The 17026-nt window shown below is 55.6% G+C and carries 14 protein-coding genes; 4 read left to right on the top strand and 10 right to left on the bottom strand.

The genetic code is table 11. The annotated features are described in order from the left end of the window. The first annotated feature begins 162 nt into the window (after positions 1-162). The gene (locus tag BSK43_RS02290; protein WP_077470851.1) at positions 163-909 is read left to right on the top strand and encodes a phosphatase PAP2 family protein; all 747 of its coding nucleotides are present in this window, start codon (positions 163-165) and stop codon (positions 907-909) included. A 39-nt stretch (positions 910-948) separates the two neighbouring features. Here BSK43_RS02290 and BSK43_RS02285 read toward each other — a convergent pair whose 3' ends face one another. Then, positions 949-1590: a DUF1007 family protein gene (locus BSK43_RS02285; protein ID WP_077470759.1), complete on the bottom strand. Its 642-nt coding sequence runs from the start codon at positions 1588-1590 to the stop codon at positions 949-951. 137 nt (positions 1591-1727) lie between these two features. Here BSK43_RS02285 and BSK43_RS02280 point away from each other — a divergent pair, with 137 nt between their 5' ends. Next, positions 1728-3470 carry a site-specific integrase gene (locus tag BSK43_RS02280; protein WP_246662475.1) on the top strand — a complete coding sequence of 581 codons (1743 nt, stop codon included), beginning with the start codon at positions 1728-1730 and terminating at the stop codon, positions 3468-3470. 857 nt (positions 3471-4327) lie between these two features. On the opposite strand, the gene BSK43_RS02275 is transcribed toward BSK43_RS02280, so the two are convergent. Further along, entirely contained in the window at positions 4328-5071 is a 744-nt protein-coding gene (locus BSK43_RS02275; RefSeq protein WP_077470756.1) for a transglutaminase domain-containing protein, read from the bottom strand. An 82-nt stretch (positions 5072-5153) separates the two neighbouring features. Then, on the bottom strand, positions 5154-6053 hold the full coding sequence (locus BSK43_RS02270) for a hypothetical protein (RefSeq protein ID WP_077470755.1): 900 nt from the start codon (positions 6051-6053) through the stop codon (positions 5154-5156). Between the two features lie 1352 nt (positions 6054-7405). Between BSK43_RS02270 and BSK43_RS02265 the strand changes: the two genes are divergently transcribed. Further along, positions 7406-8038, top strand: coding sequence for an NrsF family protein (locus tag BSK43_RS02265; RefSeq protein ID WP_169055357.1), 633 nt, complete (start codon positions 7406-7408; stop codon positions 8036-8038). 560 nt (positions 8039-8598) lie between these two features. Here the strand turns inward: BSK43_RS02265 and BSK43_RS02260 are convergent. Then, positions 8599-10515 (bottom strand): multicopper oxidase domain-containing protein, encoded by a 1917-nt coding sequence (locus BSK43_RS02260; RefSeq protein WP_136686668.1) that lies wholly within the window; start codon positions 10513-10515, stop codon positions 8599-8601. A gap of 109 nt (positions 10516-10624) precedes the next feature. Next, the gene (locus BSK43_RS02255; protein ID WP_136686666.1) at positions 10625-10963 is read right to left on the bottom strand and encodes a hypothetical protein; all 339 of its coding nucleotides are present in this window, start codon (positions 10961-10963) and stop codon (positions 10625-10627) included. Between the two features lie 62 nt (positions 10964-11025). On the opposite strand from BSK43_RS02255, the gene BSK43_RS02250 reads away from it, so the two are divergent. Then, positions 11026-12105, top strand: coding sequence for a murein L,D-transpeptidase family protein (locus BSK43_RS02250; protein ID WP_077470751.1), 1080 nt, complete (start codon positions 11026-11028; stop codon positions 12103-12105). Positions 12106-13361: 1256 nt separating this feature from the next. Here BSK43_RS02250 and BSK43_RS36115 read toward each other — a convergent pair. The 5 genes from BSK43_RS36115 to BSK43_RS02225 all read right to left on the bottom strand — a co-directional run bounded on the left by BSK43_RS36115 (position 13362) and on the right by BSK43_RS02225 (position 17018). Then, entirely contained in the window at positions 13362-13994 is a 633-nt protein-coding gene (locus BSK43_RS36115; protein ID WP_348641738.1) for an adenylate/guanylate cyclase domain-containing protein, read from the bottom strand. Beyond that, positions 13988-14773, bottom strand: a complete 786-nt coding sequence (locus tag BSK43_RS36110) for a hypothetical protein (RefSeq protein WP_348641737.1) — start codon at positions 14771-14773, stop codon at positions 13988-13990. Before BSK43_RS36110 ends, BSK43_RS36115 begins: the two co-directional genes overlap by 7 nt. Positions 14774-14848: 75 nt before the next feature. Beyond that, positions 14849-15133, bottom strand: a complete 285-nt coding sequence (locus tag BSK43_RS02235; RefSeq protein ID WP_077470749.1) for a copper-binding protein — start codon at positions 15131-15133, stop codon at positions 14849-14851. 23 nt (positions 15134-15156) lie between these two features. Beyond that, positions 15157-15636, bottom strand: coding sequence for a plastocyanin/azurin family copper-binding protein (locus BSK43_RS02230; protein WP_077470748.1), 480 nt, complete (start codon positions 15634-15636; stop codon positions 15157-15159). A gap of 35 nt (positions 15637-15671) precedes the next feature. Further along, positions 15672-17018, bottom strand: coding sequence for a copper oxidase (locus BSK43_RS02225; protein WP_077470747.1), 1347 nt, complete (start codon positions 17016-17018; stop codon positions 15672-15674). Positions 17019-17026: the final 8 nt, after the last annotated feature.

Here is a 17026-nt window from a genome sequence, read left to right as displayed (position 1 = left end):
CAGGCAACAATCGCTGCCCGATTGTTAGCCCATCGCTGTTGGCTGCCGTCGATTTCATCATTAGATAGCCAGTGTCCTTTTTGGACAGAACCTAGAATAATGTCGGATCCTCCGGCGACGGAAAGCGACCCCCATGAAGGCACGACAGGCAGGTTTCAGAGCATGAACGGTCAAGAGCCGCAAAGATCAGGCATAATGGCATGGGTGAGCCGCTACGAGCCGCTGTTGCTCGTGATGTTCGCCGCTCTTTCCGGCGGCATCCTTCTGTTCGTCTATCTGACGGGCGAAGTTATCGAAGGAAGCACGAAGGGGTTTGACGAGGCGATCCTGCTGGCACTGCGCCAGCCGGCCGATCTCTCCACACCGATAGGGCCGGGCTGGCTGACCCATGCCGTCAAGGACATCACAAGTCTCGGTGGGACTACGGTGCTGACCTTGATGACGGTGCTTGTGACGATCTATCTGTTGCTGGACCGGCGGCGCGCCATCGCCATCTTCGTGCTGGCCTCCGTGCTCGGCGGATGGGCGCTGAGCACGATGCTGAAGCTCAGCGTTGCCAGGCCACGGCCGGACATCGTGCCGCATCTGGTCGAGGTGAACGATCTGAGCTTTCCGAGCGGCCATGCGATGGTGTCTGCGGTGACCTATCTGACGCTGGCAGCTCTCATATCGGGTACGCGTCGCTATCGGTCGACCCGTATCTTCATTGTTGCCGTCGGCATTCTATTGACGCTGATGATCGGCATGAGCCGCGTCTATCTCGGCGTGCATTACCCGACGGATGTTCTCGGCGGCTGGTGCGCAGGGGCAACCTGGGCGCTCGGCTGCTGGCTTATCGCCCGGCGCTTCATATCGCCGTCGCGCGGGCCCGGTGGTGCGGCGCAGGCTGATCGGCCGCCACTGGAATGAGAGAGGCGTCAAATCGCCGGTGTCACGCAGGGCGCGATATCAGCACTGGACTTCGAGCCGTGTCGCCACGAGCAGCGAATAGTCCGTACCCTTCGGATCGCTGAAGAACATGCTGGTGAGTGCCGCCTGGTTTTCCGCCATGACTTCCTTCGGATTGGGCCTCACGACCTTGCGCTTGCAGCGGCCCGAGGTTGCTCCTGAAACGGTCATATCGTTGTCGGTGGCGAAATCCACGGCCGTGTAGAGCGTCTTGTCATAGATCCCGAAGATCGTGGTTCCCTTGAGGAAGGTCTTCTGCTCGGGCTTCAATGAGAAGGTGAGAATCAGCGAGCCGTCCTTGTAGTCGGCCTGAATGGCGTCGGGCTTGGCCATGGGCACTGCTTTGCCGTTGCTGGTGACGTTGGTGTAATAGCCGTATTGCGCCAGCGAATCCCGGACCGTCTTGCCCACGGCCTTGAGTTCGCTTGGCGTGAGCGTCTGGTCGCCGGCCTTGTCATAATCCATGAGGACCGAGGAGGAGAACACCTCGTCGAAGTTCCAGACATTGCGCAACTCGCTGATGGAGCCGTCAGGTGCCGCCACGACCTCGAATTTTGCGTCGATGAAGATGTGCGGGTGGGCAAGCGCAGGCACGGGCAGAAGCGACAGTGCCGCAATCAGCAGGAGCGTCTTTCTCATCATGCCAGCAATACCGCGTTCCACCAGTCCATTTTATGTGGAGACCTGAACGTCAATTGAGACTGATTTGAGACCCAGGGAACATACATAGCCATCGACCTCTCCGATTCGGAGGATACTGGCAACGGGATCGCGCCCGTGTGTGCATAACCGTACTTGCCGGCGATGAGCAACGCCAAGCCATTGCTGGCTTATTTGCTCTGAAATCTGTTTCGGAGGAAATTGGAGCGGGCGAAGGGATTCGAACCCTCGACCCCAACCTTGGCAAGGTTGCACAATATATACTATATTGTATCCTAATATACGATAATGTGCTATTATATCAATATGTTATGTTGACATCACCGCCGATTGGGCGCCATGATAAACCGACGATTTCCGATCGCGGTGGTATCTTGGTGGTATCTCAAAACGGAGGCAAAATGAGCAGGCGAAACGGGGTTATCCTGACGAAGCGCGTCGTTGACGCCTTTAAACCGAAGGACAAGCGTTATCATGTCTGGGACTGCGATCTGTCTGGATTTGCTCTTCGTGTTGAGCCGTCGGGCGTTAAGACCTTCGTCATCAAATACCGCGCGAACGGTGGTGGTCGCTCCGCTACGCAACGCTGGCTTATAATTGGACGCCATGGCCCGCTGACCGCCGAGCAAGCCAGGAAGCTGGCGAAAGTCAAGCTTGGCAACGTCGTCACGGGTGCGGATCCCGCGGCCGAACTTCAGGCAAAACGCCGTGAGCTGACAATGAGTGCACTCGTCGATCTCTATGAGAAAGAAGGATGCGTCATTCAGCGCGGCAAGCGGCAGGGTGAAGCAATGAAGCCGCGCACCAAAGCCTATACTCTGGGACGCCTTCGTCATCATCTTGTCCCCCTGCTCGGCAATCGAAAGGCGCCAGATATCAATGCAGGCGACGTTGAGAGGTTCGTTGCTGACGTGACAGCGGGGAAAACTGCACGCGATGAGAAGGTTGGGCCGCGGAAGCGGATCATTGTTCGCGGTGGGGCGGGGGCTGCACGCAAGGTGGTGCGGGATCTGTCGGCAGTGTTCAGCTTCGCGCTTCGCAACGAAATCGTCGAACGCAATCCATGTGAGAATGCCGCCATCCGCAAGACCGACAACCAGAGGACACGATATCTCACCTTGGATGAGATTGTGCGCCTGGGTGCTGCTCTGGACGAGCTTGAGACGGAGGGTGTGAACTCCAAGGCGGTCAACATAGCCCGTCTCTGGGTTTTGACGGGTTGTCGCCGCGACGAGATTGCTGGGCTTAGATGGTCTGAAGTCAATTTGTCGGATGGACTGCTCGAACTGGACGAAACCAAAACCGGAAAGTCTATCCGTCCTTTGGGCGCCGCGGCCGTGGCTTTGCTTGGCTCTCTGCCGCGAGAGCAGGATAAAAATTTCGTATTCCCGGCCGTGCGTGGCGAAGGTTACTTCCAGGGCACTAAATCCGTCTGGTCTAAGGCGGTCAAGAGGGCACGGCTTTCAGGTGTCACGCCGCATACGCTTAGGCATACGGTCGGGTCGACCGCAATTTCGACCGGCGAGGCGCTTGCTTTGACCGGTGCGATCCTCGGTCACTCCAATCCGCGTTCCACTGCAATCTACGCTCATGTGCAGAACGATCCCTCGCGTCGTGCCGCAAATCGCGTGACCAAGAAAATTGCCGATGCGTTGGCTGGGAAAGCCGCAAACGAGCAATCCCGACCAAAAAAGCAGACCGATCCGGCGTCTTCAATCGAACTCAATCTCTTGCTCCGAATGCTAATGCAGCGCCTTATCGCAGAGGGTATTGATGCTGCGCGCGCTCAGGCAATCGTGTCTGAATCAATTGCTGGTTCGCAAATGAGTAAAGGCGGCGCGCTAGAGAAAGGAGTCATCTAGATTACATCCGGATGTTCATTTTCGATATGTCAAAGCCGTTCAGCCCAACTTCGCAAACGGCCTACGCTGCACAACATTCGTTGCCCCTGACTTTTTCCTGTTCCCGAACCGGCGCATTCTTTAGTTTTAACTGCCGAGAGACAACTGTGCAGATTGGGTTCGGGTCTCAACCCGGTTGTGCCCTCAAGCCACCGGTATGCTCACAGAGAAGATTCCCGAAAATGATTCCAGCGAAGAAGCACAGCCCATGTGGTCACAAGCACACCGCCCGCAGCCAAATACGGGCGCGCGGGTTCAAGATAAGTCAGAATTGCAGTTGTGCCAAAAGTAAGCGTCAAGATTTTGTTGCAGATAGAGCAGGCGACGCCGAGGAAGTTTGCGACTCCGCCCGCACCGGCCAGTTTCACCGCGCAGCCGCGAACCGCGATCGCGACATAAATCCCTAAGAGCACTGCCTGGAGGGCAAGCGCTGTAGTTTCAAATCCGCTCGTGGACGTCATTCGAACAAAAAAACGGATTGTTCCAGAGAGCGGAGACTGTTCCAAGAACAACGAAAGTCAAAAGCGCGACCGTCATTCCCTTTGCCAATGCTATGATTGGCATACCATTGAATCTGAGAACATTCATTGTCGTTTTCTAGTTCACTTCAGCCCAAGGCCTGCCGATGGAACATGGCTGATCGGAGTCGGCCAAGTGCCGACTTTGTGGAGAGCTTGCATTCGAAATTCGGTCAATCTTTGGCTCGGTTGCAGCGCGATGAAACGGTATCAGGAATTCATGGCCGGGTTTGGGCCGCCCTGCTGCGTTGACGTTAAAGGCCCTAGTGATCGCTGTGCCGGTTAGAATTGTCGTGGCGCTCATCCCTTGGCGGAATCTTTGCGGGCGCGGACTTCGTCGGTCCAAGCGTTGAACGCCCGATTGAAGGCCTGGGTGCGTTTGCGCTCGGGCCACCTGATGCCAAATTTCACATAGAGATCGGTTCCTTTAGGAAAGTCCCCGTCACGAATGGTCACTGTTGTCTTCGGGGTAATTGGGAGGGTAGCATTGACGCCATTCCAGTTGGTGAGAACAGGAAAGCCAGCCTTGGCAAGATCCGGGTCCCAAGTAGAATCAACCAGAAGGTTCGAACCATCCTGCTGAATTTCAACCGTGTCGTGAAAGCTGCGGGTTTCCACCAAATTGCTCAAGATCGTCGCCGGAATGGGAAGATCGGCCCAGTCGAATACCATGAGAATATGTTGTGTCTTGATTGATAAAGCCTTCATGAGTGCGCGCAAGGCGGCCGTTTTGTGGCGGCAGTCGCCTTGGCCGAGATTGAAGAGGCTGTCCGGATCGCCATTCCAGGCGGTCAGCTTATAGGGGACGTTCTGTACTAATCGGTAGGCGGCCACTCGCCTTTCGGGTTCTTTAAGCTCTGATCTTATCAGCTCGGCAATCAAGTTGACCGATATCGGCCGTTTGTCGGCACCTTTGGCCGCAATTTCTTGCTCGATTTGGGCAACGCTGGCTTCTATCGCGCCTGCGCCAGATGCCTGGGCGAATAAGCGCCTTGGTGTTGCGGCCACCGTTCCGATGCCGACAATGAAAGCTCGCCTGTTCATTAATCTTCTCCACAAGTTTTCGTCCATCAGCGAATCGCAGACGCCGGCGTGTGCTGGCCGCATTTACCGGCGCCTGCAGCCTTCAACTCGCCTGCTGACGATATTCTTCACGCCAATTGCGAGATAATTCGATCACTGCCGCGTAGCCTTCCGCCTCAATCGCCCGGTGGGCCTGCAAGGACTTTTCAAAGGCGATAACGACACCGTTCATCCCGCCAGCATTGACCGATTTTCGTAGGATCAGCCCGCTTGCGCCCGCGCAACCCAAAACAGTTCCGCTATCTTCCGGCCGGAAGTTGAATATCAGAATTCCACCGTCTCGCAGCAAACTTGATGCAGCGGCCACAAACGACCCGAGATCGGGCTCGAAATATGCGGCAGCCTGAGAATATATGATGTCAAACGTTCCGCGTGGGATGCCTTGCGTCTCCAATGCAGAGAGTCCAGCGGCGGTGATAAATGGGTGTTCGATAACTCCTTCCGGCAATTCGGTATGCCAGGGCGTGAGGTTCGTGATGTGCAAAAAGGCCTGGCGTCCGAGGTGCTGCCCCAAATGTTTTGCAAGTCCCGCGACATTCACTGACCTTGCCGGAGGTTTTGTCCTAAAACCGGCCCAGCCGCCGCCGATCTCAAGGTAGCGGAACGTCTCTCCGGATTTGAGCCGCTCGTCAGCTTCGTGTAGGAAATCGAAAGCGAGGACGTCAGCCAGCTTGAACGAGCCGCCGCTGGACGTCCATGTGCCGCTATGCAGCAGTGACGATAGGGTCTGCCGAAGGGAACCTGTCTCCCTGAACATCACGTCCAGGTATTTGATTAGATTTCGGCGTGGGGGCACGGCAACATTCGGGCGTAGTCGTTGTGCTTGCAGGTCCCTTTTGACAGCCATAGAAATGGACCGCCATGCTGGTCCGGCTGGTTCGTATCCAATGGCTTGGAAGTTGCTTAGGATTGATTTGCGCGCTCGCGCAGCAGCGATGAACATCTTGGAATTTCCGCGTAGGTTGACAAGTCGATCGTCTGCCGACCGACGGTTCAACACTGAGCGGATTGCAATTGACGCCCACTCGCGTCAGTAGAATGCGCTCAGTGCATTAGCGCCAAGCGGAACGCGGGGGACGCTCAAAGGAAACGCCTAGGTCGCGCTTTTTTCGTTCGAGGGTAAAAATCGTTTGGGTAACAACTGCAGCCAAAAGGCTGCTGGCCTCTTCCGTAGTCATTTGATCATGATGGTCGTGGTGCAGACCATGGTGTGTGGAAAGCTTCATTTCCATAGGGTGTCGCTCATGTACATGAGCTACGACCGATACTGGCAATTCGCCTGCTTCGAGGGCTGGCGGGTGGGCAGCAGAGGCCAAAAACAGCATCACAATTGCGATGCCTACATTGACGATCCACCGAACTGTCCAAGTAGAGCCGCTTATCACCATTGTGCCAACTTGTATCAACCGTTTTGACTAGAGTCACGGGATTAAGTTAACCGATACTTAACTGAATGAGAAAATATCGGCATCTTATCCTACCAAGGGAAGCGTCGTATTCCCTCCGCAATGTCCAAGCCGTTCGGTGCCATGGAGGCAGTCCCTGTTCAATAGGTTTGTTAGAGATTTCCGGTCGAAGGGGGATGACGTCGTCGGCTCCCATGGCTGCGCAGCCGAGCTGTTACTGCGCCCTAAGAACGATGACCATGCAAATCATCGCCGACTTTTCCCGTGACAAATCTAACTGAGATCAGAGGTGTGCGAATTCAACGTTGAAAACATGAGCTACCGACACTGCGTCAAGGCAGTGACCAAGGTAATTAAAGCCAGTTTGATTGAGATATGAAATCTTCGGGCCATCGAAGCCTATGCCGCCATCCCTACCAAAAAAACAATCCTTGCAACGAAAGCTTGTTCGGACTCTACCTTGCAAAACCAAGCGCATTCGGTAGGAGTGATGAAAGTCGCCATAGTCCCCCTTCTCATCATGGGAAGGACCATCAACATGTCTGACGAATGAATGCGCGACCTGTATATCGCGTGTCGAGTGGGTTCGGAAGCCTATGCCAGGGTTCGTGGACGCGGCCGTCAACTTGGCAACAGAGACACAACTGTTCGTTTCGACGATGGCGCTGTCTCCATGACGGCGGCGCTGGCAGCTGCCATACGCGAGGTGTGGGCTACGACGCGAAATCTGCCCGGGGGGACAAATAACTGATCAGGATGAGTGCCGCAGTTCGGAAATCCGCTCCCTTGGTATTCTGCTTGGCGTGTCGGCGGTGCCCGTCACCTTGTAAAGCCCTTGACCTTGCCACGTTGGCAACCCTCATCCTAGCTTCTTAGGGAGGAGAACATCGTGAAGACTGACGAATTTATCGTTCTTTTAGTGGCTGATACCGCGTCGAAATCGTTCGGGAATGCCTTTCGTAACAACCTCGCCGCAGGGATTGCTCTCGCCGTGCTCGTCTTCCTCTTTAGCGTTGGCGTCCGGCCGGACATCGACCAGGCAATGACAACGGTGCGTTTTGATTTCAAAGTCATGCTGGCACTTTCCCTTGCCGTCACCGCCACAGGTTCTCTCATGAGCATTTGTCGTCCGGGCAGTCGGTCCACGGGCTGGCTGCTCGGACTGGGTGCTGTTCCCGTTATGCTGCTTGTCGCCGTTGGAATGGAATTGTCCGCGCTTCCGCAAGGCGAGTGGATACCGCGCTTTGTTGGACGGAATGTCATTGTCTGCCTCACTGTCATTCCAGCACTCGCGATTATGCCATTGTCCTTCCTAATAGTCGCGCTACGCCGAGGGGCACCCCGGAATCCGGGATTAGCCGGAGGCCTCGCGGGTATCGTTGCTGGTGGTGTCGCCGCGACTCTCTACGCCACCAGCTGTGTCAACGACAGTCCATTGTTCGTCGCGGTTTGGTATACCGTGTCGATCATCTCGGTTGCTGTCTTGGGTTATTTCCTCGGAGGTAAGTTTCTTCGCTGGTGAGCGCCATCAAGCAAAAGCCGAACCATCTCCGATTGCAATTTGTCGATCATCAGCCTTCGAGCACTTTGAGATGTTACCCATTTGATCTGATCCGGATTGTAATCGTTGACGATTATACAACACTTAGGCGTGCGCACCGGATGGTTTCATGTCCCAAATTCAAATTCTGCTCTTCGCTTCAGCCCACCGAAAGTCATTCATTGTTCCAAAACGAGTTGCTGGAATACTAGGTGAAGCCCAGCTGTTTTAGACATGGGTCTCGAAACATATCACCGTCACGATGATCCGAATGGCCAACAGAAGCCATACTTTTGTGAACGATGGGTTCGTCACTCGCTGCACGGCAAGTAAAATGCCCTGACCTCCAGGGCGCGATCCATTCTCACAAGTCTCAAATTGTTGCGATATATTTTTCTTTCCGCACGTGAGAGCCTCTCCAGGCAAAACGAAACAACTGTCGTCGAACCTTCATCGGAATGGTGTTCATATCAAGTGTGGCCTCTGTATCCAGGAATTATCCTCGCCAACTTGCCTAAGACCTCGTAACATTGCCGCATGGATCATCCGGTCACGTCGATAACGACCATGAGTCCGCCACCGCCCTGCGTCTCGACATTGTTGTTCGTCGTATGATGCGAGATGTGGCAGTGGATCAGCCACTTTCCCGGCCGTCGCGCGTTCCAGAGCACGTCATATCGTTGGCCCGGCGCGACGCTCACCGTATCGGCCAAGTAGCGCGCCGACGGCTGCAAGGTCTCTCCATCGACAGTTACGACCTCGAAGGGCCCGCCATGAATATGCATCGGATGGATCGCCGTCGTGTTGGAGCCGATGAAGCGGACTTTCAAAGTTTGGCCTACTTTCATGGCAATCGTTTCCGTAGCCGGATACGATTTGCCGTTGATTGTAAAGTAGTTCGGCAGCGCGCCCTCCATGGGCATGGCCGGGAAGGTCAGCCAGTCACGCTTTGTCCATTCCTGGAGCTGCACCAAATATTCCAAATCAGCCGGAATGGCATCGGCCGGATTCTTTGGGTCTATGATCAGCGCTCCATAAAGCCCCAGAGCCTGCTGACGATCTATATGATCATGCGTATGGTAAAAGTAGGTGCCCCGCTGACCGACCGTATATTCGTAGGAGTAGCTTTGACCAGGCTCGATCGGCTTCTGCGTTATCTCCGCAGGCCCATCCATTTCATTAGGCAGGATCAACCCATGCCAGTGGACCGTCGTGCTTTCCGGCAGCTCATTCTTGACGTTTATACGCACCCTGTCGCCTTCGGTCACGCGCAGGGTAGGGCCGGGAACCTGCTGATTGTACGCATACGCCTCGACTGTTACACCCGGCATGATTGTCCACCGAATGACCGATGCGGTCAAATCGAAAACCTTTACCCCATTCTCGGTGCGTGGTTGCAACTCCGACGCGCCGTGTGCGTTCTCTTGCGCGGTGAAGCTGACCCTGCGGGGATCCACGGCGGCCATGTCTTTCATTGCGTCACCGGGGGTATCGATCGTCATGAGCATACCCGGCGCCATGATCGATCCTCCGACATCATGTGCGCTCAGTCTCATGTTGATCTGGGTGAACGGATAAGCGTAGCCACCAGCCAGCAGGATGAGGGTAAAACAGGCCACGACGACGACTTGGATTTTCGTGGGAGCAAAGGCGGGCGAGAGTTCGCGTCCATGCTGCTGAGCGCCACGGTGTGAGGAATGCCCAGCATGTTGATCGCTCGAAGCATTTTGCTCCTGGGCGGCAGCGTCCCCGTGATGAAAAGGAACTGGTTGGCTGATATCCTCCTTCTGTTTCTTTCGAGTGGTCATTAAACCGTGTTTCAATTGCTTGAATACCAGCCAGACGTTGAATGGATAGGCCGTCGCAAAGCCGACTGCGATACCGAAAGCCATCACACCCCAGAAAAGCATTTCTCCTGGCCACATCGCTCTCATGTCTCGACCCATCATTAGGATGGCCATAACTGGCGCCATGCCCGCCATCATCGCATTCATGCTGATGAACTCGGGCATGAAGGAATTGTGGACGTTCTGCCAGTAGGTGCCCCCCATCATATTTTTCATGAAAAGCGCCTGGAAGATGAAAAGACCGATGGTGAAACCGGCAGCGTACTCAACGATGATGTCAACCCACATCGGCAATCCGAGAACTGCCGTAATCGCCGCCGCAATGATGATGCCGGTCGCATCCCCGGCAACGCAATGGATCGTGCTGCCAATGCCTTGCTTCCACAGCGGCTTGACGAATTCCTCATGTGTATTTGGTCGCGGTTCCTTGTCTGCAAGCACGTACAGAAGCACGCCAACCGGCCCTAGATACAGGGTGACGAGGATGAAGCCCCATTTCATCACTGCAGGCTCAGGATTGCTCCTGAACTGATCCCAGGAGACGTAGGCCACGCTGATCGCCACCAAGATGAACCAGGCTAACAAAACATAGTCGACCGGCTGTATGAACACAGCAATACTCCCTCTGAAAGAACGGCCAAACTGCGGCTTGTCATCGTTGTAAGGTCAAGACCGGCCTGCTTTCAGCGTTCGTTGACCCAGAAGACGAAATTCATCATGATCAAATCATCGAATCGCGGATATGTTCCGCTGACAAATTGGGCCAATGCGAATCCTGATCAAAATTCTCGTTGCGATTATGTTGCTTGGGGCATTCGACGGCCCTTGTGCTGCGGTCGTCTTCGAGCACGAGCACATCGATCAGGTTGCTGCAGCCGGGCCAATTAACTCGTCGGAAACCCATCATCGCCTCGACAGCCGGTACACTGCCGGATCGCATTGCCAACAATGCGGCATCATTGTTCAATCCTCTCAGTTCACAGCCCTGGCTTCCGGTGGTACTAGGTTCCGCCAGCCGGCGTCCGACACCCTCGCGGATAATATTAGATCTGTCGAGCAACGCCCACCCATTTCCCGGATCTGACTTTCTTACTGCTTGAAATTCAGATTAAGGGGAACTGCATGGCCTTGCATGGGTCTAATTTCGCAGCCGTGACTATTGGCTCGCGCGTTTTGTCGAGCGTCTTCAATTGGCAAAATAACACATGGCGTAGCGTCTGCCGGCTCGCGCTGCTTTATATCGTCACTTTCTTGAGCGGCTGCGTGCAAATGTCGCTCGACGACCTCGGGGAAGCATCTCGTGAAATACCACCGAAGCTACTGGCTGCGATGCAAGCGAAAGGTATGACGCCGGATAGCCCGGTCCTTGTTCGTATTTTCAAGATGGAAAGTGAACTAGAGGTCTGGAAAATCGACGGCAGCGGGAAATACGCATTGCTCAAGATTTTCCCGATGTGTCGCTGGTCGGGAAAGCTCGGGCCAAAGACGAAGACCGGTGACCGGCAAGCGCCGGAAGGCTTTTACAGGGTATCGCTCGCCGGCCTCAATCCCAAATCGGAATTCTACCTCTCTTTCAATCTCGGCTACCCTAATCGGCTGGAGGCTGCTCTCGGCTATACAGGGGAAGCTTTGATGGTGCATGGAGCATGTTCCTCGTCCGGATGTTTTGCGGTCACGGATCAGGGCGTCGGCGAAATTTATGCCGTAGTGGAGAAAGCGCTGAAAGCAGGCCAACCTGCGTTTCAGGTACAGGCTTACCCCTTCCGCATGACTCCCGAAAATCTCGCCGCGCATCGCGATGATCCGAATCTTCCTTTCTGGAAAAACCTGAAGGAAGGCTATGACGTTTTCGAGGTTCGACGTCGCGAGCCTAAAGTCGGAGCCTGCAGCCGAAAATACGTTTTCGATGCTCAGTTCAAAGACACCGACCCCGGTAGTCCCCTCGACACGTGCCCGGAGCGGGTCGACCTAGCCGATCCGGCGGTTGTCGCGAAAATGCAGGCCGACGATCAGAAATACCAGCAGTTGGCGGAGAAGACCCTCAAGCCGCTGGCCTATCAGGATGGTGGGATGCACCCCAGTTTCCGTGCTCTTCTGAAGCAGAATGGCAACATCAAGCTCGCGGAAAAAGTCTCAAGCATCAAATATCCGGTCAGTCGCCCAACCGCCGCTTTGGCCGATCCCTTTGATGGCAAGCAATAGCGAATTTTTCGGTACGCACGCTACGATCTTTTGACCGTTCACACTTGACGCGATAACATCATGGGCGGTCTGATACTTGCTGCAACTGCAACAGCTCTTGGTGCGAACGCGCGCACCGCCGCTTCGGTTTCACTTGTGATCCTTACTTCTGTATCGGAAACGGCAGCAACGGTGACTGCCAAAGAATACCGTCCAAGACAGGCCCGTCCTAGTCCGGGAGGGCATGAAGTAACGCTGTTGCTTGGCGACCATCGTTTGGCAACGCGGAAGCCCAAATTCCAGATCGCCAAGGCAAGACGACGGAGTCGTCGGACAGTGCCAATCATCTCTGTCTTTTTCCCAATGAAGGCACATTGCTTTGCTTTTTCGCTTCGCCATTGGGCTTCCAAGATCGTGGCCAGCCTCCCAAGCTTAGCTTCCATCTCTTGGCCACAATCATACCGCTTTTGATGCGCAGTCGGTGACTTTCTAACTAGGGGGACGGATGAAGCGGTTCTTATTTGTCTGGGGAATGTCGCTCTCTTTGACGACCCCAGCGGCGGCCGACCGATATGACGGCATCTATCGTGGATTGGTGGCGGCCGCTTACAGCCACATGGAAACCGCTTATCGGTGCCGAACATTGATCGGCTTGTCGGATTATCGAGACGCCCGCGTGACGGCCGAAAACAGTTTACGGCTGAGCGGCATGCCGACGGACATAGCCTTTCACGCCGTCGAACGAATGGTGGCGAAGATGCAGGCGACTCAACCCCGGCAATTGCGAGCATTGTCATTGGCGGATTGCTTCATCCATCTAAGAACCACGCAAACTGATCTTCTTGCCCAAGAAGGTAAGATGCGGTCCTATTGGCAACGGCAATAATTTGGCAGGACGGCCCGATAGAATGTCTGGCCGCGAAGCGGCGTGATTACGCGGAGCAAGGAAATATGGTAAAGTAAACACCTCACTTGTCTTGGGAGGGGTAAATGCGGGGTCGAGCTATTTCTTTGGCGATAACCGCTATCTCTCTGTGTTTCTCTTCAGTCCTCGCTGCCGAGAGATTGCCTTTTCACACTTCTCGTTTTCCTGGTGACGTCACGGTAAACCTGACCGTGACGTCACTGCATGCGTCATCGGGCGGTGATTACGATTACGATGTGACCATCGGATTGATGGAAACCGACGCGGCCGGCGCTATTAAGTTCATCGATGCAACTAACCATGGCGCGCGGGTAAAGTGCCTTCCCAGCAGGATTTTGATCGGTGGCGTCGCTTATATCCCTGCAAGGGGGGCTCGCGGTTCCGACTGGAAGGAAGACCTATGGGAGTCGGTCTGTGCTCCTCCGGTTTCCTGATCGAGCGGCGTCAGTTCATCGGCAGCGGCCACTTTCAGAACCGGATATTCGCCATCCAGATGGCGATTTGACACCAGTGGGGTCATTGTCGGTCCGCTCAGATAGGCGATGTCGATGAGTTCCTTGCGCCCTTCGAGCTTTACATTGTCTTTTTGAAGCCACCGCTTGCCATACTGAGCGCCTGGAACTTGATCCATCATTGCTGTTGAAATCACCAGTGGCGACCGGAGCTTCTTCGCGACCGATTCCAGTCTTTGGGCAACATTCACAGCGTCGCCGATAACGGTGAATTCATCATGGAAGCCGCTTTCAAGGACGCCGCCGATAACCGTGCCATAGTGAAGACCGATGCCTGTCTCCAGAGGTGGGCCGCCTTGCTCAATATTTGCAAGGCGCCATCGATCGAGTGCAGCGGCCAACTCCACGGCGCATGCCAGCGCGCGGTGAGCGTCGTCAGGCTGTGGCTTTGGTTGACCGAATACGGCCATCACCCCGTCGCCGATGAATTTGTCCACCGTGCCGCGGTGGGCGAACACAGTGCCCGCTACAATCCGGCGATATTCGGCAAGGACATGGGCAAATTCCCGCGCGTCGCAGTCTCCGAATAGCTGGTGAAGTCTCTGATGTCGACGAACATGATCGCTGCATTTCGGCGCTCAAGGTCGAGTACAGCACTTGCATCCTGAAGATCGGAGACGATGGTCGGCGAGAAGAAACGCGATAGGTTCATCCGCCGCTCTTCGATCTTCAGCGCATGCTTGCGCGTGCGATCATGGTCGAGTGCCAACAGATAGACCGCCAGCGCCGTAAAGCCGAAGCTGATCGTGAGTATCAGGTCCTGACTGAAGAAATTGCTCAGCAGAGAGCCGTTCGCACTAGTATGGTGCCGATATGCCATGATCGCCAGCATCATCAACCAGGACGTAACCACGATAGTAGAGAACAGAATGATAAGACGGCGATCGAGCTTGAGCGCGATGTGATTGAGGAGGATGAAGGCAACGACGAGGCTCGACGTCGTAAGGTTGTGGTTGTCGGTGATCGGGCTGGCTAGGATGTGCTCGTAAAGAACCACCACCACCAGGACGGCGTCGAGGGCGACAAATGCTGCTTTCACGCTTTCCCGGTTCGGAAAATGTGCGGCAACGATGACCGAAGCGACGCTGATGCCCAGATAGGCAAGGCTCACCGTCATGTGGATCGCGAAACTGGATTGGCTGTCGCCGAAGACCAGGCTGGCGAATAAGATTGAAAGGGCAACGAACCGCAGCGAGGCGGATCGAAGCTCGCGGACGGAATCGCTATCTCCAAGCGGTGATTTCTGATTCATTGTCTTGGTTCTGAGATATGAGATTCAACTGAAACTAGGCGTGGCCGGGCACCGTGAGAGCCCGGCCTGGAGGCGTTATTTCACCTGCGTGATCGTGAGCTTGCCGTTCACACGATCGGCGACGAACTCGATGTTTGAGCCCTGCTTCAGCTTTTCGAGAAGGGCAGCATCCTCGACCCGGAACACCATTGTCATGGCGGGCATGTCGAGGTTCTTCAGCTCTTCATGCTTGACGGTGACCTTCTGGGCCTTGGTGTCGACCTTGTTGACCACGCCCTTGGTGAACTCCTGGGCGAACGCGTCAAATGCCGAGATGAGAGACAGCGTAGCGGCAAGGGTGATCTTGATTGCGCTATTCATTTTGTGGCTCCTGGGATTGGGAATTACTTAGCTGCGACCGTGACGTCGCCGTGCATGCCGGCGTCGTAGTGACCGGGAACGAGGCAGGCGAATTTGAACTGGCCGTCTTTCGTGAACTTCCAGACGATCTCACCGGATTGACCCGCCGCCAATCTGATTGCGTTCGGGTCGGCGTGCTCCATTTCCGGGAACTTCTCCATCACTGCCTTGTGCTCGAGGATCTTGTCCTCCTGGTCGAGCACGAATTCGTGGTCGACGGTGCCAGCGTTCTTGATGGAGATTTTGACCGTCTGCCCCTTGCGAACGTTGAAGACCGCTGGAGTGAACAGCATTTTGCCGTCTTCGGTTTCCTTCATGGTCACACGGATTGTCTGCGTCGCCTTGGTCTTGTCACCAGGTTCACCGACGGCGAGCTTTTCGTCATGGCCCCCGGCATGGCTTCCCGATGCGAAAGCGGGGCCGGCGAGCGCTGCCAGCAGGAGTGCGATTGCGAGTTTCTTCATTTTGAAATCCTTTGCAGTTGATAGATGTCTGGTTGTCATTGTTTGGTTGGCTTCGGGGTAATCTGGGTCTTGGCGTCTTTCGCTCTGGTCTGGTCCGGTAGTTCACCGGTCCATTCCCAAGCCTGCGTTCCGGGCGGGTTTTCGTACCAACCCGGATCGGAGTAGTCGCCCGCGGAGATACCTTCGCGGACCTTCACGACCGAGAACATGCCTCCCATCTCGATGGGGCCATGCGGACCCCAGCCGGTCATCATGGGGACGGTGTTCTCGGGTATGGGCATTTCCATTGCGCCCATATCAGCCATGCCCTTGGTGCCCATGGGCATGTATTCCGGTTGAAGCTTTCGGATTTTCGCGGCGAGCTTTGATTTGTCGGCACCGATGAACGTCGGAATGTCGTGTCCCATGGCGTTCATCGTATGGTGCGACTTGTGGCAGTGGATTGCCCAGTCTCCCGCATATTTCGCATCGAATTCGTAGGCCCGCATGGCGCCTACGGGTATGTCGATGCTGACCTCCGGCCAGCGTGCTTCCGGCCGAACCCAGCCACCATCCGTGCAGGTCACCTCGAAGTCGTAGCCATGCATGTGGATCGGATGGTTGGTCATCGTCAGGTTGCCGACGCGTACGCGCACGCGGTCGTTCTTCGAGACGACGAGCGGGGTGATGTCCGGGAAAACGCGGCTGTTCCAGCACCAGATGTTGAAGTCGGTCATTTCCATGACGCGTGGCACGTAGGAGCCGGGATCGATGTCATAGGCGTTGAGGAGGAAGACGAAGTCGCGATCGACCCGCATGAACTTCGGATCCTTCGGGTGGATGACGAAGAAGCCCATCATGCCCATGGCCATCTGTACCATCTCGTCCGAATGCGGGTGGTACATGAAGGTGCCTGACTTCACGAGATCGAACTCGTAGACGAAGGTCTTGCCGACCGGGATATGCGGCTGCGTCAGGCCGCCGACACCGTCCATGCCGGACGGCAGTATCATGCCGTGCCAGTGGACGGTGGTATGCTCCGGCAGCTTATTGGTGACGAAGATACGCACCCGATCGCCTTCGACCGCCTCGATCGTCGGACCGGGCGACTGGCCGTTATAGCCCCAGAGATAGGCCGTCATGCCATCGGCCATTTCGCGCTCGACGGGCTCGGCGACAAGATGGAATTCCTTGACGCCGTTGTTCATGCGGTGCGGCAGCGTCCAGCCGTTCAATGTCACGACGGGCTGATAGTCCGGTCCCGAAGCCGGATGGACGGGCGGCTGCATATCAGCCGAAGCCATGGAGGGCGCGTCGGGCAACCCCATGGCGGAGGTCTTGGTCCAGGCGCCGGCCGCCAGCAATGCCGCTCCAGCTCCGAATAACTGTCTTCTGTTGAACATGGAAATTT

It is taken from the genome of Rhizobium sp. P44RR-XXIV (assembly GCF_001999485.2).
Taxonomy (GTDB): domain Bacteria; phylum Pseudomonadota; class Alphaproteobacteria; order Rhizobiales; family Rhizobiaceae; genus Rhizobium.
The sequence above is the reverse complement of the archived record's forward strand: the minus strand, read 5'-3'. Positions and strand labels throughout refer to the sequence as shown.

What these genes read in the sequence shown, in the direction of transcription:
- BSK43_RS02290 (WP_077470851.1), top strand. Translation starts at nt 163, where the DNA reads ATGAACGGTCAAGAGCCGCAAAGATCAGGCATAATGGCATGGGTGAGC.
- BSK43_RS02285 (WP_077470759.1), bottom strand. Translation starts at nt 1,590, where the DNA reads ATGATGAGAAAGACGCTCCTGCTGATTGCGGCACTGTCGCTTCTGCCC.
- BSK43_RS02275 (WP_077470756.1), bottom strand. Translation starts at nt 5,071, where the DNA reads ATGAACAGGCGAGCTTTCATTGTCGGCATCGGAACGGTGGCCGCAACA.
- BSK43_RS02270 (WP_077470755.1), bottom strand. Translation starts at nt 6,053, where the DNA reads ATGTTCATCGCTGCTGCGCGAGCGCGCAAATCAATCCTAAGCAACTTC.
- BSK43_RS02250 (WP_077470751.1), top strand. Translation starts at nt 11,026, where the DNA reads ATGGCCTTGCATGGGTCTAATTTCGCAGCCGTGACTATTGGCTCGCGC.
- BSK43_RS36110 (WP_348641737.1), bottom strand. Translation starts at nt 14,773, where the DNA reads ATGAATCAGAAATCACCGCTTGGAGATAGCGATTCCGTCCGCGAGCTT.
- BSK43_RS02235 (WP_077470749.1), bottom strand. Translation starts at nt 15,133, where the DNA reads ATGAATAGCGCAATCAAGATCACCCTTGCCGCTACGCTGTCTCTCATC.
- BSK43_RS02230 (WP_077470748.1), bottom strand. Translation starts at nt 15,636, where the DNA reads ATGAAGAAACTCGCAATCGCACTCCTGCTGGCAGCGCTCGCCGGCCCC.
- BSK43_RS02225 (WP_077470747.1), bottom strand. Translation starts at nt 17,018, where the DNA reads ATGTTCAACAGAAGACAGTTATTCGGAGCTGGAGCGGCATTGCTGGCG.